We start from the raw sequence: 17,420 nt of genomic DNA, 5'->3' as shown, positions 1-17,420 counted from the left end.
TCATTAACTATAAGGTACATTTACTTATTTTACAATTACGAATTCCAAAACTTATTTGTACATATTGAACAAAGAAGTTTAATACTCTCCTTTTTCTTTCATAATTTTTTTTAGGCGAAGATTGTTATCAAAAATGTCATCATCCAATTGATTGATATCCAGCAAGCTTCTGATACACCATTCCGGATCCTGGGTATGAAAGGAGTAATATACATCATTCAGCTGATTATATGCAAACAACTCCATAACAAATCTAGTTGATACTTCTCTTGTATATGAAATATATCTATACAAATATCCAATCCAAAATAATGAACTTTTAGAGTACTTTATCTTTCCATAATCCGTATCACCAAATTGCTCAGTAATGGCTGCAATACCTTCATTCACATCCAACGATAGCAATGACGGATTATTAGTATCTAATGAATTCAACAATTCAGAATGCAAGAATCTCCTTAAAAAAATTGCTGTAGAACAATTTAAGTCGCAAGATTTTTCAAATAACTTTCCTTGATATTCAGCAAGCAGAAGTCCATTATGATCAAATTCTCTCATCGAATATCTCCTCAATATACAACCCCGTCTTAAACTCCCTTTTCGCCAGCCTTAACTTTGTATCTATTTCGAAACCTCGCTCAATGAGTAGTTTCTTGCATTCTACACGTTCAGGCCTACATAGATAATACTTTTCAATCGGAATCAACTTTTCTAGTGCCATTTCAGTCTTGAAAATATATTGAAATCCAAGTCTCGATGCCGATAATGAGTGAAGTGCAACATCAGCATTTATCTCACCATCAGTAAACTGTGCCATAACGTAAAACATCTTATTATCAGCAATCGGAGCGATGATCACGTCGGCTTTATTTATTTTTTCTACGATTTTTCTTACTTTTTCATTATCCGAATAAGCACCTAGGGTTCCACGATGATAGCAAATTGCAAGCATCCATTCCATAGAGCAATCAAACCTACAAATATTGAGGTCCTTAAGAGAATATCTGAAAGAATAGACTGAAGATTTTTCATTTTCACATACAAAAGAAAGTGCCTGGTTATAGTTCTCACCCAAATAAAAGCCATTGCCAAAATCACAATTATCTCTAGATCCATTTATAGAAACCTGTGATAAACCATTCTTTGATCCATGAAAAAGAACTTCTCCATACTTTTCTTTTATCAATTCCTCTTTTACAGTATTTATCCTGTAATTGCTCTCATATACATATGAGTAAAACTTTTCGCAAACACTATCCGTTGTTTTTTTATTTTTAGAAATGCCGTCAAGTGTCACTCTTGAAATACCGGTTTTTTTTGATAACTCTATTTTATTTATTTTTTCTGTCTCAATAATAAAATCAATGTCTTCTTTGATTTTATATTCGCAATTTATATTAATCACACTTGTACTCCTTGCCTAATGATTAATACCATTATAGTTCATCAAACATATATGTTCAAGTTGTACAAACAAGTTTATGTAGATTCCTGCAAATAAATTTTAGCCCCATACACTGTCTCTTTCCTTTGGCATACAATATACGTCAACCATAGCATTATTCAAGTTGATATTTACTTATCTTTTATACTTACAATCTCTCCAGCTATATATCCGGCATAATCTTTAGCAAGATTAATATCATACGATACATAGAACGATATATAAAGTATTACAACGAGCAAAGAATTAAAGAGAAACTAGGATGGATGAGTCCTGTTCAGTATAGACTCAACCTCTTGGCTGCATAAAAACACATTTTTGTATATAGTTTTAACTGTGTTCCTTGCATAGTTTGAACCCACAACTATTGACTCATATGTCAATGGATATCCATCAATTACTTTTTTGATATTATCAATATCCTGATACATATCAGCATAATCTGTTCTTACAGTAGACCGTTCTAAATCAAATAGTGGCATATACACCTCGTACTTTCGTCCCCTAAATCTTATTCTTCCTAACGTCTTACATCCTCAGCTGTTCCCCACTCGCCAACATGGGCTTTTAATTTAAGCCCTTCCGCTTTTGCGCGTCTATAAATGGTTTTAAAGTTCTCTATTGGCTGAGCCAACTCATCTCCATGATATTGTCAATATTACCAAGCTTAAATCTCCCGCGTATACCTGCGTATACCTATATCTACATGCTGCGAATAAGCTTCTTTGTACTTATATATGCTCATTATTATTCCAAGAAAAGCATATGAAATTATGAGATTACTTCCACCGGCTGAAATGAACGGGAAGAATGATGAAAAATACGGAGTCATGCCAAATCCAGCACACATATTAGCAATAGCATTTACTGTCAGTGCCATCATGCAACCGCTTCCCATAACAACACCCAACTGGTTCTTTGCTTTCGATGAGATGACATATCCTGATACTATAACCAAAGCTACTACCGTGATTACTGCTAATACCATGACATCTCCCCATGTTGCTAATATATAAGTCAAAATATAATCCGCATCAGGATTAGGCAACACGCCTATTATTTCCGAAGAATTTTTTCCGGACTCGCTAACAGATTTTGTAATTTCTCTGACCATTCTTATCGTGTAGTTTGCCTCCGAGTCGGTATTCATCATGGCCCTGATTCTAGCCATCTGATAATCTGCCATTAGTCCAAACTTGACCATTATTACAACCAAGACCACAGGAATAGCTGTAATAAAAGACCACATAGCCACTACAACAGGAATCTTTGGCACTTTAATCCATCCTTTAAAAACAGCTATCGTAAGCTGCGCAAGCATACTAATCATCATTACTATAGCAGGCATCTTCTGGAACTTAATAAATACAATTCCACATGGAATCATTATCCACAAAAGAGATTTTATAAATGCACCAAAACCTCCACCTTTATATTTATAAACAATTCCTGCATATGCTGGGACCATCAGCAAAACAAGTGATGAAGCTCTAATTGCCTCGTATCTGAATACAAACAATGTATCATTTATTACTAACATAAACATCGCAAGCAGTATCACTACCAAAGGCTTGGAATATTTCGCTATATTTGTATAGTCTATAAAGTAAAAAAGAATCATTGTCATAATGCCCAATACAGTGTAGAGAATGTATTTTCCGCTTCCACCAACAAAGACTTCTTTCCCACTTGCAACAGCATCCTTAGTCAAAAGAATCTGTATTACAGTTCCAAGAACTCCAACAACAATTGCTGCCACCACAATACTCCATGCCATCTGTGGTTTATGAACCCTGTCCATGGATATGCCAACTTCTATCGGATTTCCCATATCTTCCACTGCTTTTTGTTCAGCAGTAGCAGGATCCATCCCGTCAGCAATATTGGCTTCTATCTGATCTTCGATATGAGAACGTATTTCCCTTTCAATACTCTTATGAGCCTTCTTAAACCTCACTTGTTCAAGAAGCTGCCTGATATACTCCTCCATTTTCACACCTCCAATGCCAGAACATTTGCTATAGCACCTGAATATTCATTCCATTCCTCTTTTTTGCTTTTGAGAAGTTTCTTTCCCTCTTTTGTAATGCTGTAATATTTTCTTGTTTTTCCCAAAAACTCCTGCTCATAAACAGTAAGCATCCCCTTTTCTTCAAGGCCATGAAGAAGTGGATAAAGAGTACCAGCTTTTAGCTCAAATACATTCTGGGACTTCTTTCTGAGAGTATCAATCATCTCATATCCATACATGTCCTTCTCAGACAAAAGCTTTAAAACAAGCATTGTCATGCTTCCTGTCAATAATGATTTATCAACTGCCATTTTTCCCTCCTTATATCGTTCATCTATATATCGCATATCTAAATACTATATCGACGTTCGATATATGTCAATATAAAGAATCATATTATCAAAAAATAGCAAGGGCACTTACCCTTGCCATTCTATATAATGTGTTGAAATACCGCTCCATCGGTGCATTATCATAAGTATATCCCCAAACCGCCGGATCCACTCCTTGTCCAGAATAAAGGATTCTGGCATCTTCCTTCGCTGTACGCAGGATCAGTTCCATCATATCTTTCTCTGTGCGCATTTATCATTTACCCCGGCAGCTTCATATAGAAAGAACGCTTATAACAAAACTTTACTCACCGCTTTATTGCTATCGCTGTAAACTCACCCGGGAGTTTTTCATTTTCCCATGAAGGATGTTCATCAAAACGCTCTAAAGTAAATCCGCTCCCGATGATAGAATTGATGATCTCGCTGATGGTGTACTTCCTGTAATGGCATTTCGGAATCTGCTTACGGATCTCCTCATCGTAAAATCTTGCGTGCGCCATCTCACCTTCAAAGATATCTGTTGAGAAATAACTCATGGTAGGCTGCTGTAACCCCAATATATCCGAGATTTTGGTAAAAGGATGAAAGTCACTGCAGATCATCTTTCCACCGGGTTTAAGAAGGTTGTTCATAACTTTCATAAAAGCATTTATATCGTGGAAATAATGAAGGATTCCACCCTCCATAAAGACAACATCAAAAAAGCCGGCATACTTGTCCATATCGATTTCCATGATGTCACAGACTTCGTAGCCTATTTTGACATCTGCTGCATCTGCTGTTTCTACTGCATATTTTTTGTTCGCTTCTGATATGTCAAAGACAGTTACTTCGGCTCCTAGAAGTGCCAGCGGAATTGCTTTTTTGCCGCATGATCCGCATATATTGGCAACCTTGATTCCCTTATATGAATCAAAATAGTTTGCATACTGTTTCAGCATTTTCTTGGGATTTTCTTTATCCTTTAATGCCATTTCTTCCGGTGTCCCTGCAGTTCTCACCCAGAAATCGTAAGCATCGAACTCCCAAGCTTTCTTATGTTGCATGCTGTAATCTTCCAAATGTTTCTCCCCCCTTATTAGTTCTTTTTCCAATCAAGAATGATCTTATGTAATCTTAACTGCATCAGTTTCTACCCATGCAGGTCTGAATCCGCTCTTAATGGCAATGTTTTGCGACATGATATTTGCTGCTGCAGTTCCGTAAAAAGGTGTATCGCCCATCTCAATGATCTTGTTCTTTAATAGTGTCACCAGGTAAGTGCCGATCCCTCTTGACCTGTATTCAGGAAGCACATCAACTCCAACCTGCTGCCAGTGCGGCGCATCCTCCGAGCAACCTGCCATTCCCATAATATTATCTCCATCGGTAGCAATGACTACGATCCTGTCAGGCCGTACCGGGCAAGGCTCTGGATATGCAATCGCATTGGGAAAGCGCGGATCTCCGTAGAACTGGTTTATTTCACTATCATAAAGCCACTTCACCTGAAAACGTTCTGGTACGGTTACATCAAGGCAGGGCAAAAACATATGATGTGTAGAATTCATCTGATAACCATACTGTTTCAGCTCTTCGTTTAGCTTTAGAAGATTATCAAGTTCAAACAGTCTATGCCCCTCCACATCTTTGATAAAACCGTGCAAAAACTCATGCAGGCATTCATCAGCCATGATCACTGTGCTTGCTCCAAGTGTCGCCATTTGCAAAAAAGGCATATCCGGGCTGTAGCTTCTTCTGCCATCATTCCATTCTGATTTTGTGATGATGATCTCACCCTTCTTCAAATCTTCCGGAGTACAGTTATAATCAACAGCTATCTGCTTAAAAAGCTTTTCATAATATTTTTTAAACATCTTTTATCATCCTTGCTTATCTTTTTCACTTATGATTTTTTGCAAATTCATATACCTTCTCAGACCATGCCCAAATATCAGCACAGTCGTTTTCTATGTATAATACTCTATCTTTCAAATTAGCTGGAATGTATGATTATAGTATATTTCTTTTATCTAATGGAATAATAATTGTGTGAACCCAATCTGACAAAACCACTTCGTCTTTGACCTTTAGTGGCAAGACGCCCTCGAAAGTGGCATTAGGATGTTTTACGATTTTATCATATTTGAAGAAAAATCTCACTCCCGGAGTAAAATTTTCGCTCAAATCTTCATCAGTTGGAAAGTGCTTCAGTTTTCTCTCCATGACCAGCCTGTCCCCGGCCTGACAATTACCCCATGCAAACATTACATAATCAAAAATTCAATATATGTTTATTCTCCTAAACACACCCTACAATGATAACATAAAAAATAAATCATTTCCTGTCTTGCGTTATTTTCTGATATTGTTTTAATATATAAATCATGAAATTAAGAGCGGCAAGACAACCGTTACTAAGGCGCTCAGTGAAAAATACGGTATTCCCGTATATATTATTGATGATCAGTTCACAGTTCATCAGCTTATGTCAGACAAAGAGCATCAGCCCTCTATGAATACCCATTTCAGGGATGCGGATGAGTTCTTTGGAAGAAGCGTAGATGAGTATAAAAAATGGCTTTTGGGAAATAAGCGAGAGCAGCTCGATTATGTACTGCTTGATCTTATCAAGCTTTCAAGAGATCAGATTATTTTGTGCGATCTTCACATCTTTGTAGAGGAAGCTGACCTAATTACAGATCCTTCCAGAATTGCTTTCATGATCTCCAAGCCTGAGAATATTGTGGATACATATTGTAACCGTCCGGACCACAAACCGTTCAGTGATTTTATCCACAGCGCAACTGATTACGAAAAAGCCAAGGCAACATGCGAGCAGACTTTGACTGAACTAAACATTGAAGCATACAACTATATTAAGCAGAGTAATTACTTCTGGGTTGAGCGTGATAATAGCAGAAGTGTTGAAGATACCGCTGCTTTAGTTGCGAATCATTTCGGATGGCATCCACTTAATGATCTTTCAATCGAAAAGGTTGATAAAGGAACTGATCTTGCAAATGAACTCCTGTCTTTTATAGAGAACTGTTCATGGACTGAAGCAAAAGATATTTAATAATTCTTTTTACAGAAAAATAAGGATTGCATTTTTAAAGGATCGGAGTAAAATCCGATCCTTTTTGCAACCGATTATCCTTGCATCAAATTATATGGTCTGATATCAGACATATTTACAATCTTACCGGATACCTTAAGCATATCCAAGTCGTACTGATTCTGAATATTCAGCCAAAACTGTGGGGTAGTTCCAAAATACATTGCAAATCTCATTGCAGTATCTGCTGTAATTCCTCTCTTGCCGCTTAAAATATCACTAATTCTTGACTGAGGAATATGAATCTCTTTGGCAAGTCTATATGCTGTTATATTCAAAGGGGTCAGGAATTCTTCCTGTAAAATTTCGCCTGGTGATATAGGTTCTAAATCCATCATAAATGTCACCTCCTTAGTGATAATCACCTATTTCTTCAATAATCACATTTCCATTGTTCCAATAGAAGCATATTCGATACTGATCATTAATCCTGATACTATACTGTCCCTCACGATCACCTTTTAATTCTTCCAGATGATTGGACGGTGGTGTTCTCAAATCATTGATGTTTGTAGCCGAGTGTATCATAACAAGCTTTCTTCTCGCTGTCTTTTGAATATCATGCGGCAGTTTAGTCGAGAATTTCATATTCCAATAATGAATCTGCTATTCCCATCCCTCTCATATCCGGGGCAACGATATAACATACTATGGTTAATACCTTAGAATCAAACTCGATTCCATCCCAGCTTTCTGGGTCATTATCTCTACTGTGTCTGAAGTAGTTTTCTTTTAGATCCGCGTTACAGAATCCAACTATCTCTCCATCAGAAACTGCTACGAATCCGTTTAATTTTCCATTCTTAACCAATTCGTAGGCATAGTTTCTTTTGCAAAAAGTTCTCTCTGCTTCAGGCATTGCACTTCTTTCATCTTCCTTCTGCTCAGTCCAATGATGCCACACGCAATAACAGCCTTTTTGTTCGTTGCCATCCGAAAATGCTCTGTTATCAAAATATGCTACATATTGTTCTGCCATGTCAGGCGTAAGCTTTTGTATACTAACTTGATTCATACGACTACGTTTATCTCCTAACTGTGTATTTTTCTTCTGCAACTACCTCAAAGGGTTCTTTCTTGAAATTGAAGCATTTGACTGTATCGTCTGCTGATAACATATTTTCCAGTCTCTTTTTGGTCAATGGAAAAGTTACCAGATTCAGCGCTTCATCTCTGCGAACCCATTTTACTTCCAGACTCTCATCACTTGTTACAAGGTCTCCGCCTGTGTATTTGCAGAAAAAATCTATATTAACTATATCTTTCTGAATGTTTTTACATACTCCAATAAAGCCGGTGATTTCGACGTCAACGCTCGTTTCTTCTTTGATCTCTCTGATCAATGCATCCTGAAGTGTTTCACCTGGCTCAACCATTCCGCCGGGATATTCCTATCCTCTAGAGGGGCTTTTTAGCAAAAGAATCTCGTCCTTGTCATTGCATACAAGACCTGCTACAGAAACAAAATGTGTATATTCCACGTTTCGTCCTCCTAATTTTCCTTAAGCCTTGCGATAAATTCCATCATTTCTATTTCTGTTTTTTCCGGATATGGAAATCCGCAGCTATCTGCAACCATATTCCCAGCTTTATTCCAAAGCGTCGCCACCGCATTAAATGCGCTCCAGATCTGATCATAATCAGCGTTTGGATATGTCTTTTTGTAAAGAGCAAAAAGTTCGTCCTCAAGTAATTCTTCAAGCTTACTATCTAAAACGCCCATATCTACAGGCTTACCTGATTCCAGGTATATATGCCATCTAAGCATTTTATTTAGAAGATCCCTGACTGCTACGTTAAGATAAAACATTGCGGATGGAAGCTCTTTTCTCAAAGTATACTCAGCAAATGTTTTCATCACCCACCAGAATTCATTACAGGTATTATCGAATATCTCTTTAGTTGGCGTATCAGCAAATATAGTCTGTGTTTCTTCAAGGCGCTCTATTTCAGGAAGTATATTATCTTTGTCCAGAATCTTTTGATAAGTATCACCTATCCAAACATTTTCATAAGAGTTTTCTCTGTTGAACCTGCTAAGGAATGTATCTTTGTCCATAGTGTTAATGACAAGAGTAATTCCGTCCTCAAATACCATCAGATGAGCTTTGGCACCTGGAAACATCTCCGGATAGTTCTTATCACCTCTGTATAGCAAGACTCTTTTTCCAAAGCATATCTCGAAAGTTTTGTCATCATCGTATTTTTTAATATCATCTACGATGAAGCAAAACTGATATGAATATAAATACTTCCTGATCGGAAGTAAATCTGTTCTGATGACTGCTCTGACGGCGTCATCTTCTCTTGCTGTATCTAAAACTATATCTAGTATTTCTTTTTCTGTTCTCATATGTTACCTCTCTGATATAAATAGCCATAAATGAGGCTTATTGCAATTTCTAATGCATACCACCTAATATTTCATATCCAGCAAATTCATCACCAACTTAACTATGATATCCAACAGATATAATCAAAATAATCCTCCGGATCATTCGCAGCATTTCTATCCTCTGCTTTTAGCACCGAAGCAGTTACTCCTCTCCATTTAGTAGGAGCTTGGAGCGAACCGCATTTAAAAATATTAATGGCATTTTCAACAGGAGCCGTATGACAAACATAATCTGTCATACATCCTTTATACTTTGGGCAAGCTACACACTCTGTTATCTTTTCCGGAACATTCGCACGTTTGCCGGATTCATATGTTTTTTTATAATCTTCAATCGCTTTTAAAATGTAATTATCAACCTCTATAAAACATTCCCTGCCATTTTGCTTTTCATAGTGTTCAAAATCCAATACAGTTTGGATTTCCCATTCTGTAATAGCGGGGTAATTTGCAAGTTTTTTATAAAAGACTTCATCCCAACATTCAGTACAATCAAATTCGCCTATTTTAATCAACATGTGTAATTCACGTCCTCACTATTTTATAAGCCACGAGCCTGTCCCGAGAATCCAATTCTTTCAATCACATACTCTTATAGCAGTTCTTCTATGAAGTTCAGCATCCTCTGCGATGCCAACTCCCCACGTGTCATTGATGTATGGTATCTCACTGACTTTTGAGCAATTACAAAATGAAATAATTTATCAAATTGTCGACGAGGCATCACGCTCTATCAGTCTTTTCCTCATCTGCTTTACCAAAACACTTGCTAATAATGCTCTCTATTTCATCCGTCCCTAAAGGATTTGTTGTAGTTTCCTCTGTAATAATAAGATTGTCACCAAGAATAATCCCATTTTTCATCAAAGACTTCATTTTAAACACCGCCTGTCTGGCATATTCTCTGTCATCCATCATTCCTCTGTGCTCCCAATAAATTTCTTTCCGCGCCTTCACATTCAATATAGTAAAGTCAGGATAAAAAACCTTCCCATTTGGAAGTGTATTCGGGCATTCATACTTATATGGAATTTCCTTCTCTGCCAACATGTTAGCAATGGTCAATTCCGATTTGGAGCGCACTCGTTCCCCTCTAGCGGTTTCATACATCGGGACATAATCAGGTATTTCTTTTCCGACATATGGCCTACTCTGCCATTTTGAAACATAATCTTCATCTGACATATCAATGGGTTTGATGTAGCACTTTATTTGCGACGGTAGATCAGAGTAGAGTCTTTTTATCTTTTCTGTAATATTATCAGATTTCTTCAGTAACAATTCAATATTCTTTCCTTCAATTATCAATAATTTCAATACTTTCTCCTGATATGACTTCTGAAGAAATGTCTGTATAGTATGAGTATCTGATTTATGAATATACTTACCGCCTTTGTCAGATTTGTTTGCTCGAAGATAAAACTGAATCCTAGTCCCACTCTTCACAACATGAATAATACCAGGCGGTGTTTTCTGTAGTTCTCTTTCAGCTACAAGTTGATGCTCTGAAATCTCCTTATATCGTCTCATTGCCTCATCATATAATGCTGTGTTCCGAAGTAAATTATTGTTTCTGCATTGTTTCATTTGAAAATCCTTTCTTGATTTGAAAATTTTATTTGGTGATATTAGTGGTGGTATCTGAAGAGTAATCGGTAGGGTAATAAGCCTGAATCAGGTTTGTGTGACATCTTAAATGAAATTACAGAGATCCGCACTGACTGCGGATTTCGTGAGAACATGAATCAGGAGTCAGCCAAGCCCTGTCGACGAAGTCGCTTCAAATTAGCTTGGTTGATGCATTCTTGAACTTGGGAATAAGCATCGAGAATGGTGCATATTAAGATTTTTGATGCTGTATAGAAGGTATCTTCTAGGTGAAGAGCATCAATTTCAGATGTTATCAATTATTTCGACGCTTCACATGAATGTATTACCATGTCCCAAGCATCAAAACTAACATATTTTTAGATTCTTGATGCCGCCGGTTTTCGGAAGGTGCGACGCGACGTAAAGGTGCGAAAGCCGTAGCATATAATTTTAAATTTTTAATTTTCCGAAATGTCGACAGGCGCATTTCCGTCATTCCCGGAAGGCGAAAGGCATCTTTTTAGACTAATTCATGGATTTGTGATGCTCCGTTCCCAAATATTCCGGGCAATAAGCATCAAGATTGAAATAATCATGATTTTCCGATGCTTCACAGCGTAAGATGCTGTCGAAAAGGCATCAGAATACAAAGAATTTAATAGAATTGCTGCCCTGCTTCAATCAGCAGGGCTAGCACAAAAAATTCACCGTCACTCTAGCTCCCTAACTAAACCTGTATCTTAAACATTTTTGTTAGGGTTATCTGTCACGATTTGACTTCATTTAGTTTCAGCTGTCCATATCACATGGACTGTATCAGCTAATGTTATCAAATTGTTATCACGGAAGTGTTATCAAGTCGCCTAATAGCAATTCTATTTTCTTTTTAATGTATACCAAACATCTATTTCATCTTTAGTGGGTTCTTCCCACATAGACAATAATTTTCCCATAAGCCCTTCATCCAGATAATAATCTGAACCACCTTCACCGTTTAATACCCTGCAGTTTCGTTCTTCAATGTTTTTATTCCATGTTTGGTCATCAACCTCTATGTAATGCCATTCACAATGAACATTCTGAGAGTGGCAAAAATCGGTCAAGCTTCTTCTGTTTTCTAATCTCCAAAATCCCCAATCTAAGATAACAGTACAACCTACGTTCACTAATTCCACCGATTTTTTCTTAAAATAACTCCAAATTCTTAACGCCATTTCGTCATGTTTCTCACCCAAATCATTATCAAACAAATCTTTTGTCAATTCATCACATGATAAAACAACCGCTTTCTCTTTTTCTTTTATTTGATTGGCGTAATAGGTTTTTCCACAACATATTTTCCCACAGATCGCTATTATCTTCGCCATAAGTATTTCTCCTTTCCTTCTCGAATCATTTTGAATGTAGAAGGTGTTAAATTCATTGTATGATTGCTCATTACTGCAATCCCCTTCGAGCTACTACAACTGTATATTTATCTGTCTCATTGGTTGCCCCTGTTTCAACAAAGCCATTCTTTTTCCAGAAATGCTCTGCCTGGGGATTACCTTTAACCCAACCAAGTCGAACCTCTCTCATTCCCATTCCAGTCATAACTTTGCACAGTTCCGAAATAATGAAACTACCTAATCCTTTATTCTGTGCCTCTATATCCGTCATAAAAAAGCCTATAAACGATGTAGTCTTTTCGGGGAATGCCATAATCATATCCATAACAGCAATCAGACGCTCTCCGTCATAATATCCAACATAATACTTGTCAGATACGGTCTTTCCGGGCGGAAGCGCGTTCATGTCATCTCGTATACTCTGTTCCGACACAAATGGCGGGCAGTATCTATAATAGAGTGTATTCTTTTCACAAAGTGCAAGAATCTCCGGGATATCCTCCTCAGCCAACCTTCTGACTACGTACTCACCGGACAATCCATTAATAATATATTCATCCCGCAAAGCGGAAAGGTGTTGAATGATGTCTGGATTCCATGAGATCAACTGAGGGAGCTTATCACACGGGAACTCGCTGCACAGACCACAGAACCGAGCATTATGCTCCTTACAACAGGCATGTACCTTACACATGCCTGACTGGGCCCATTCAGGGACATGCCCATCTGCCTCTATACACCCAGGGCATAATCCATCTATCTTTTTTGAGCATCCAACACAGCACTCACCACAAGCTGTGATAGTAGAAAAATCTGTCATTCTAATTCATTCCTTAGCTAAGTTTTATCTAAAAAGTAGTCTTTATCTTAATCCATTAGCATATACCCACGAATAGAATAACTCTTTCGCTGGCTTTACATATGCTTTCTATGCAATCATCTAAATAACCTATGAAAAAGCAATGGTTGAACAGTGAGCATCATTATCGTCGTCCCAATCCATAAATAATTATCTTTCTCCCCTATATCTTTATTTTCCAACTGCCTGATTTATTAGATCCTTCTCTCTCAATCACCTGCTTCTTTATGAGTGAAGATATAAGCCTCTGTACAGTCTTTTCCGACTTTCCGATTCTTATAGCCATCTCTGCTTTTGAGATACCATCATTATTCTGAATCAGATTAAAAATGACCTGCTCTGCTTCTGTAAGTTCAGTATTTATCTGGACATTTATCTGGACATTTGTCCTGATAAATTCGAAGAAGAAACCGTATGCTTCTTTTCTATAGTTCCAAGTCACGTTCTGTTGCTTGCAAAAATCGTTTACACGCTGGAAGCCTGTACCTGACTTTTCAACGTCTTTACTTCTAAACAGAATGTCTAATATTAGCTTATTTCGCTTATATGAAGGCAAATTCCTAGATATAAAATCAAGCGGCGTTAAATCATCCGGAAATGATCCAGGATTATATATCTCAATTTTGCCCGGATGAATACCGATTTCAATCTCCGGAACAGTTTCATAATCTGCATGTGCAAATGCGTTTACTATGATTTCGCGAATTGCCTCTTCCGGAATTTCCGGAATCTCTTTCCTCTTTCTAGTTCCGATTTCGCCTCGCCAATTGATACGATTCAAAATGTAATCTAAAGCAGAATTTACAAGATTATAAATATTACCTTCAAGGAGTTTCAAATCAGTGAAAGTGACTTTATTGTCTGTAGCATATGATGCCAGCTTTAACCCAATCTTGGCATTTTTCCCAAAAAGTGCATACCCACCATTGTTTATTTGTCCTCCGCGTACGATATCAATGGTAGTGAGCAGTTTCTCTTTGTCATACTCCTTCATGGACAAACGGCCACAGTCTTTTGCAGACTGATAAAAATCCTTCAAGGCATCATCATCCAGGTCATCAGCAGTATAATCCGTCAACTCTTCTTCCCATTTGGAAGAGTAATCATCATTCTTTATCAGCCGTTTTAATTCATCAGGAGACATACGCCTATTCTCTGTCCCTGTTCGAATTAGATACTTGCCATTAACTGCATAGGGTCTATTATGTCCGGAAAAAGACACCTTAATTATCGTTCGCTGTTCTATAGTGAGCACCTCTATAGTTGGCGCAATTCTCGGTTCAATGGCGTCGCTAATTATTCTTGATATATCCTTTTTGGTAGAATCACTAATCTGTTGTCCTCTAACAAATCCGGAATCATCTACACCAAAATACACTGTGCCTCGGCAATGTTTATTCAAAATGGCTGCCATAGCTTCTACAGCCTCATTCTTTTCTCCGGTAGTAAGCTTAAACTCAACGGTTTCACTTTCAGATCCAATAACCATCTAAAGCCTCCTCTCATATACTCTGTGATTATATCATGGACACGGCAAAGTGTCCATATATTTTGTTTCGTATTTGTCCATATAATTTTACATAATTCCTGCTTAATCGACATATAACGGGAGCGTGTCACGCCCCCGTCGCTGTCAATCAAGGGAAAGGTTATTCCAACTCTGTTTCCCTGTGTTTTTTGGGTACAACCGGGGTCCTTGGATGCTCCTTCGTTTCTTTCTTTAACTCCGCAAGTTTGCCAAGAACACTTTCCCTGGTCTTTTCTTCAACTTCCTTACGCTTGTGCATATCCCACCACTCTTTAAACTTCCGCCATGCTCCGGCGACAAGCTTTCCAATTGGAGTTTTGGGTTCTTTGAGGAATGCGTACCTCATGAATTCTTTCTGAGCTTCCGTTTCAACCATTGTCTGAATCGCCTCTTCAGTCTGCTTGTTCAGTTCCTCCAAAACCGTTTCATTCACCTCAACGGCATTTGTCGTTTCTGCATATTGTTCATTCAAAGATTCCAACGCCTCGGCTTTTTTTCTTACAAAGAACTCTTTGGACCAATCGCTGTTCCGTCCCTTTTCGATTTCCTTGAGATCCTCTCCCTCGAAGTAAAGACAAAAAGAAAAGGTCTTGCTAAGCTATTCATTAGCTTAACAAGACCTTTTTTAGTCTTTGCCGAAACCTCACCTGCTAACCTTTTGCATTACTCATAAATAATGCTCATTTATCAAGTGTTATCATTTTGTTATCAAATCGCTTTTCAAAATTCTTAGAATCCGCATAAATACTGTATTCTTCAGACTTCGTTAATTATTCCAGCTCGCAAATACATTTTCTGAACTGTTTATTTTGAGCGAATTTAGGCCGGTTTAACAGTTCATTTCTGAACTGTTTGAATGTATCTACTATACTTTTTAAGGTTTGTATTGTCATTTTATTGTCACGGATGACAATACTATAGCTTCCTTGGTGGGTATCACTCACCCCAATAATCTATGCTTTCTTATGCTGCTTGCTGTAGTCTTCCATCTGTTTCCTCCACTATTTTTCAGCGCTATGAACCAGGATAGAGCCATTATAAGTCTACTCCTATGCCTGCGTATGGAATGGCTTCCACCAGGCACTTTACGTAATCTTCCACGTCCTCCGGGTCCGGCTCCTCACCTTCCCTGGCGGAGCACTCAAACTCGTCCACAATGCCTTCGATCAGCACCATGTCGATAAAGAGCGGAAGCTTTTCCAACAGCTCCTCGGAAACCGTTGTCTCACTCCGGTAACCCTCTAAAATGGTCGCAAAATACTCTTCATTCATGTAGGCCAGACGCTTCTCTCCGTCCGGCATCCACTGACACCAGCCAACGCCATGAGTCCAAAGATGTGCAAGGTCAAACATGTACCAGCAATAGATGCAATTGTCGAAATCAAAGGTCGTAATTGCGCCGTCACTGAAATCCACGTGATAATTCCCGTCGCTGAAATCAAAATGTACAAGGCCATAGCTCTCCGGATCCACGGGGAGCGTCCTGAACCTCTCCAGGCGATCCGCAATGGCCGCCTTCAGCTCCGCATAAGCATCAGGGATCACCTTATCGACATACTCCATGTTGTACTTGTCAAAATATTGTTGCCTTTGGTGTGTCGGCCGATATTGCTTCGAGAGCCTGTGAATCGCTCCGATGGTCTTTCCCATGTTGTAAAACAGCTCGGAAAGCGGTGCCCCATCTCTGTAATGATATCCGTTTTCGCTGAGAAGGATTCCTTTAGCATACGCAAACAAAGATACAAAGCATTCCGCATCCCCTTCTGCTCCATCAGCAGCCTCGCTTAAACCGATCACAGAAGGTTTTACCTGCATGCGTTCCACGAGTTTTCCGCTCCTCGAAGGGATCACATCCGCGACGGATGCACCGTTTTTCGCAAGGTAATGCACGAATTCCGTCTCTGCCTCATATTCCTCCATCGTCCTGTCACCAAGCGCGGATATTCTTAATACGCATTTCTTTTCTTCCTCTTGTTTGCAGACATAGACGAGGTTTCTTCCGCCGTCATGTCCGCCCACTTGTTCAAACTCATAATTCTCTAAATCATAAATGACTTTTGCCTTCTCTAAAACATTTGTCAATACGCATTCCTCCACGCTTTTTTCCAGGTAATTATGTTCCTCTCTGAAACTGCTTGCCGAAGTTGTTAAGATAGTAACTGTACTCCTTGTGGCTCACGAAAATAAAAGCCCAGTGAGCGTTCTTCTTTTCCTTTCTCAGCAAAGCAAGATTTTCTTCTCCACAGAAACTTCTGAATCTGTGTCCCTCAAATAAAGCGATCAACGGTACATCTGTGTATCCATCCGATTTTTTATTTATGATTACATCTGCATCATCTTCTATAAGCCGAAGGGGTATCTTTACCAGTTCAGACAGGAAAAACTCCTCCCCGTCAGGTGTTTCCAGTCCTCCATTCTCCAGATATATCCTTACCCATTCTTCACCTACGCCTGCATCCGAATACTGCTTTGCAGAGTAAATGCTCGGGGAATACACGGGAAGCTTTATCTTCTTACCATATACAATCTTTTTGATTGATTCCGGAGACAGGTAGAAATCTTCAGCCAGTTCTACGATGCCGGCACCTGCAGCATATCTGCTACAGATGAGGGTATTTCTCTTATTCAGTTTTTCACGATATCCGGATGCTTCTCCCCAGCCTTTAGTTTTTTCGCACTTGGGTATATAAATAGCTTTTCCTTCCGCATACTTTTGCACTTCTTTCAAAAGACTTGCGGGGAGAATATCCTTGGCATTTTCATATTTCATTTT

General features: G+C 38.5%; 24 protein-coding genes. 2 read left to right on the top strand and 22 right to left on the bottom strand.

All coding sequences use genetic code 11. From position 1 onward, the window contains the following. Positions 1-78: 78 nt before the first annotated feature. Positions 79-558, bottom strand: a complete 480-nt coding sequence (locus G634_RS0105045; protein ID WP_026504373.1) for a hypothetical protein — start codon at positions 556-558, stop codon at positions 79-81. Continuing rightward, on the bottom strand, positions 545-1,405 hold the full coding sequence (locus G634_RS0105040; protein ID WP_026504372.1) for a DUF3990 domain-containing protein: 861 nt from the start codon (positions 1,403-1,405) through the stop codon (positions 545-547). The genes G634_RS0105045 and G634_RS0105040 overlap by 14 nt, the downstream gene beginning before the upstream one ends. Positions 1,406-1,581: 176 nt before the next feature. Here G634_RS0105040 and G634_RS22095 point away from each other — a divergent pair, with 176 nt between their 5' ends. Next, on the top strand, positions 1,582-1,752 hold the full coding sequence (locus G634_RS22095) for an IS3 family transposase (protein WP_081676503.1): 171 nt from the start codon (positions 1,582-1,584) through the stop codon (positions 1,750-1,752). Here G634_RS22095 and G634_RS22090 read toward each other — a convergent pair. The 7 genes from G634_RS22090 to G634_RS18070 all read right to left on the bottom strand — a co-directional run bounded on the left by G634_RS22090 (position 1,702) and on the right by G634_RS18070 (position 5,995). Then, positions 1,702-1,926, bottom strand: a complete 225-nt coding sequence (locus tag G634_RS22090; RefSeq protein WP_026504371.1) for a hypothetical protein — start codon at positions 1,924-1,926, stop codon at positions 1,702-1,704. The genes G634_RS22095 and G634_RS22090 overlap by 51 nt on opposite strands. 185 nt (positions 1,927-2,111) lie before the next feature. After that, positions 2,112-3,434 (bottom strand): FtsW/RodA/SpoVE family cell cycle protein, encoded by a 1,323-nt coding sequence (locus G634_RS0105025; protein WP_026504370.1) that lies wholly within the window; start codon positions 3,432-3,434, stop codon positions 2,112-2,114. Positions 3,435-3,436: 2 nt separating this feature from the next. After that, positions 3,437-3,766, bottom strand: coding sequence for a PadR family transcriptional regulator (locus G634_RS0105020; RefSeq protein WP_026504369.1), 330 nt, complete (start codon positions 3,764-3,766; stop codon positions 3,437-3,439). A gap of 88 nt (positions 3,767-3,854) precedes the next feature. Then, on the bottom strand, positions 3,855-4,040 hold the full coding sequence (locus G634_RS0105015; protein WP_026504368.1) for a hypothetical protein: 186 nt from the start codon (positions 4,038-4,040) through the stop codon (positions 3,855-3,857). Positions 4,041-4,095: 55 nt separating this feature from the next. Next, positions 4,096-4,851 carry a class I SAM-dependent methyltransferase gene (locus G634_RS0105010; RefSeq protein ID WP_026504367.1) on the bottom strand — a complete coding sequence of 252 codons (756 nt, stop codon included), beginning with the start codon at positions 4,849-4,851 and terminating at the stop codon, positions 4,096-4,098. A 45-nt stretch (positions 4,852-4,896) separates the two neighbouring features. Beyond that, entirely contained in the window at positions 4,897-5,646 is a 750-nt protein-coding gene (locus tag G634_RS0105005) for a GNAT family N-acetyltransferase (protein WP_026504366.1), read from the bottom strand. 136 nt (positions 5,647-5,782) lie between these two features. Further along, positions 5,783-5,995, bottom strand: a complete 213-nt coding sequence (locus tag G634_RS18070; RefSeq protein WP_155830513.1) for a hypothetical protein — start codon at positions 5,993-5,995, stop codon at positions 5,783-5,785. Between the two features lie 289 nt (positions 5,996-6,284). Here G634_RS18070 and G634_RS18065 point away from each other — a divergent pair, with 289 nt between their 5' ends. After that, positions 6,285-6,848 (top strand): hypothetical protein, encoded by a 564-nt coding sequence (locus tag G634_RS18065; protein WP_051233694.1) that lies wholly within the window; start codon positions 6,285-6,287, stop codon positions 6,846-6,848. Between the two features lie 74 nt (positions 6,849-6,922). On the opposite strand, the gene G634_RS0104990 is transcribed toward G634_RS18065, so the two are convergent. The 13 genes from G634_RS0104990 to G634_RS21860 all read right to left on the bottom strand — a co-directional run bounded on the left by G634_RS0104990 (position 6,923) and on the right by G634_RS21860 (position 17,417). Further along, positions 6,923-7,225, bottom strand: coding sequence for a HigA family addiction module antitoxin (locus tag G634_RS0104990; protein WP_026504364.1), 303 nt, complete (start codon positions 7,223-7,225; stop codon positions 6,923-6,925). A 13-nt stretch (positions 7,226-7,238) separates the two neighbouring features. Further along, complete coding sequence (locus G634_RS0104985) at positions 7,239-7,415, bottom strand: type II toxin-antitoxin system RelE/ParE family toxin (protein WP_242826766.1); 177 nt, start codon at positions 7,413-7,415, stop codon at positions 7,239-7,241. A 43-nt stretch (positions 7,416-7,458) separates the two neighbouring features. Then, positions 7,459-7,902, bottom strand: a complete 444-nt coding sequence (locus G634_RS18060) for a GNAT family N-acetyltransferase (RefSeq protein ID WP_035798970.1) — start codon at positions 7,900-7,902, stop codon at positions 7,459-7,461. A 10-nt stretch (positions 7,903-7,912) separates the two neighbouring features. Next, complete coding sequence (locus G634_RS18055) at positions 7,913-8,263, bottom strand: NUDIX domain-containing protein (RefSeq protein WP_196805287.1); 351 nt, start codon at positions 8,261-8,263, stop codon at positions 7,913-7,915. 116 nt (positions 8,264-8,379) lie between these two features. Continuing rightward, the gene (locus G634_RS0104970) at positions 8,380-9,240 is read right to left on the bottom strand and encodes an aminoglycoside 6-adenylyltransferase (RefSeq protein WP_026504362.1); all 861 of its coding nucleotides are present in this window, start codon (positions 9,238-9,240) and stop codon (positions 8,380-8,382) included. Positions 9,241-9,341: 101 nt separating this feature from the next. Then, entirely contained in the window at positions 9,342-9,800 is a 459-nt protein-coding gene (locus G634_RS0104965; RefSeq protein WP_026504361.1) for a hypothetical protein, read from the bottom strand. Between the two features lie 205 nt (positions 9,801-10,005). Further along, positions 10,006-10,869 carry a hypothetical protein gene (locus G634_RS0104960; RefSeq protein ID WP_026504360.1) on the bottom strand — a complete coding sequence of 288 codons (864 nt, stop codon included), beginning with the start codon at positions 10,867-10,869 and terminating at the stop codon, positions 10,006-10,008. 878 nt (positions 10,870-11,747) lie between these two features. Then, the gene (locus G634_RS0104955) at positions 11,748-12,239 is read right to left on the bottom strand and encodes an AAA family ATPase (protein ID WP_026504359.1); all 492 of its coding nucleotides are present in this window, start codon (positions 12,237-12,239) and stop codon (positions 11,748-11,750) included. Between the two features lie 70 nt (positions 12,240-12,309). Further along, a complete protein-coding gene (locus tag G634_RS0104950) occupies positions 12,310-13,080 on the bottom strand; it encodes a GNAT family N-acetyltransferase (protein ID WP_242826765.1) in 771 nt (256 codons plus the stop codon). Positions 13,081-13,282: 202 nt separating this feature from the next. Then, the gene (locus G634_RS0104945; RefSeq protein WP_026504357.1) at positions 13,283-14,608 is read right to left on the bottom strand and encodes an RNA-binding domain-containing protein; all 1,326 of its coding nucleotides are present in this window, start codon (positions 14,606-14,608) and stop codon (positions 13,283-13,285) included. A gap of 160 nt (positions 14,609-14,768) precedes the next feature. Further along, positions 14,769-15,119, bottom strand: coding sequence for a hypothetical protein (locus G634_RS18050; protein WP_026504356.1), 351 nt, complete (start codon positions 15,117-15,119; stop codon positions 14,769-14,771). Positions 15,120-15,682: 563 nt separating this feature from the next. After that, entirely contained in the window at positions 15,683-16,729 is a 1,047-nt protein-coding gene (locus tag G634_RS18045; RefSeq protein WP_051233692.1) for a phosphotransferase enzyme family protein, read from the bottom strand. A 31-nt stretch (positions 16,730-16,760) separates the two neighbouring features. Then, entirely contained in the window at positions 16,761-17,417 is a 657-nt protein-coding gene (locus G634_RS21860; protein WP_330364761.1) for a CD3324 family protein, read from the bottom strand. Positions 17,418-17,420 lie beyond the last annotated feature (3 nt).

Source organism: Butyrivibrio sp. NC3005 (assembly GCF_000424545.1).
Lineage (GTDB): Bacteria > Bacillota > Clostridia > Lachnospirales > Lachnospiraceae > Butyrivibrio.
This window is presented reverse-complemented; position numbering and strand designations above follow the sequence as displayed.

Bases quoted from the DNA above. Each gene is read 5' to 3' on its own strand.
- G634_RS0105045 (WP_026504373.1), bottom strand. From the start codon at position 558: ATGAGAGAATTTGATCATAATGGACTTCTGCTTGCTGAATATCAAGGA.
- G634_RS22090 (WP_026504371.1), bottom strand. From the start codon at position 1,926: ATGCCACTATTTGATTTAGAACGGTCTACTGTAAGAACAGATTATGCT.
- G634_RS0105025 (WP_026504370.1), bottom strand. From the start codon at position 3,434: ATGGAGGAGTATATCAGGCAGCTTCTTGAACAAGTGAGGTTTAAGAAG.
- G634_RS0105020 (WP_026504369.1), bottom strand. From the start codon at position 3,766: ATGGCAGTTGATAAATCATTATTGACAGGAAGCATGACAATGCTTGTT.
- G634_RS0105015 (WP_026504368.1), bottom strand. From the start codon at position 4,040: ATGCGCACAGAGAAAGATATGATGGAACTGATCCTGCGTACAGCGAAG.
- G634_RS0105005 (WP_026504366.1), bottom strand. From the start codon at position 5,646: ATGTTTAAAAAATATTATGAAAAGCTTTTTAAGCAGATAGCTGTTGAT.
- G634_RS18070 (WP_155830513.1), bottom strand. From the start codon at position 5,995: ATGGAGAGAAAACTGAAGCACTTTCCAACTGATGAAGATTTGAGCGAA.
- G634_RS18065 (WP_051233694.1), top strand. From the start codon at position 6,285: ATGAATACCCATTTCAGGGATGCGGATGAGTTCTTTGGAAGAAGCGTA.
- G634_RS0104990 (WP_026504364.1), bottom strand. From the start codon at position 7,225: ATGATGGATTTAGAACCTATATCACCAGGCGAAATTTTACAGGAAGAA.
- G634_RS0104985 (WP_242826766.1), bottom strand. From the start codon at position 7,415: ATGATACACTCGGCTACAAACATCAATGATTTGAGAACACCACCGTCC.
- G634_RS18060 (WP_035798970.1), bottom strand. From the start codon at position 7,902: ATGAATCAAGTTAGTATACAAAAGCTTACGCCTGACATGGCAGAACAA.
- G634_RS18055 (WP_196805287.1), bottom strand. From the start codon at position 8,263: ATGGTTGAGCCAGGTGAAACACTTCAGGATGCATTGATCAGAGAGATC.
- G634_RS0104970 (WP_026504362.1), bottom strand. From the start codon at position 9,240: ATGAGAACAGAAAAAGAAATACTAGATATAGTTTTAGATACAGCAAGA.
- G634_RS0104965 (WP_026504361.1), bottom strand. From the start codon at position 9,800: ATGTTGATTAAAATAGGCGAATTTGATTGTACTGAATGTTGGGATGAA.
- G634_RS0104960 (WP_026504360.1), bottom strand. From the start codon at position 10,869: ATGAAACAATGCAGAAACAATAATTTACTTCGGAACACAGCATTATAT.
- G634_RS0104955 (WP_026504359.1), bottom strand. From the start codon at position 12,239: ATGGCGAAGATAATAGCGATCTGTGGGAAAATATGTTGTGGAAAAACC.
- G634_RS0104950 (WP_242826765.1), bottom strand. From the start codon at position 13,080: ATGACAGATTTTTCTACTATCACAGCTTGTGGTGAGTGCTGTGTTGGA.
- G634_RS0104945 (WP_026504357.1), bottom strand. From the start codon at position 14,608: ATGGTTATTGGATCTGAAAGTGAAACCGTTGAGTTTAAGCTTACTACC.
- G634_RS21860 (WP_330364761.1), bottom strand. From the start codon at position 17,417: ATGAAATATGAAAATGCCAAGGATATTCTCCCCGCAAGTCTTTTGAAA.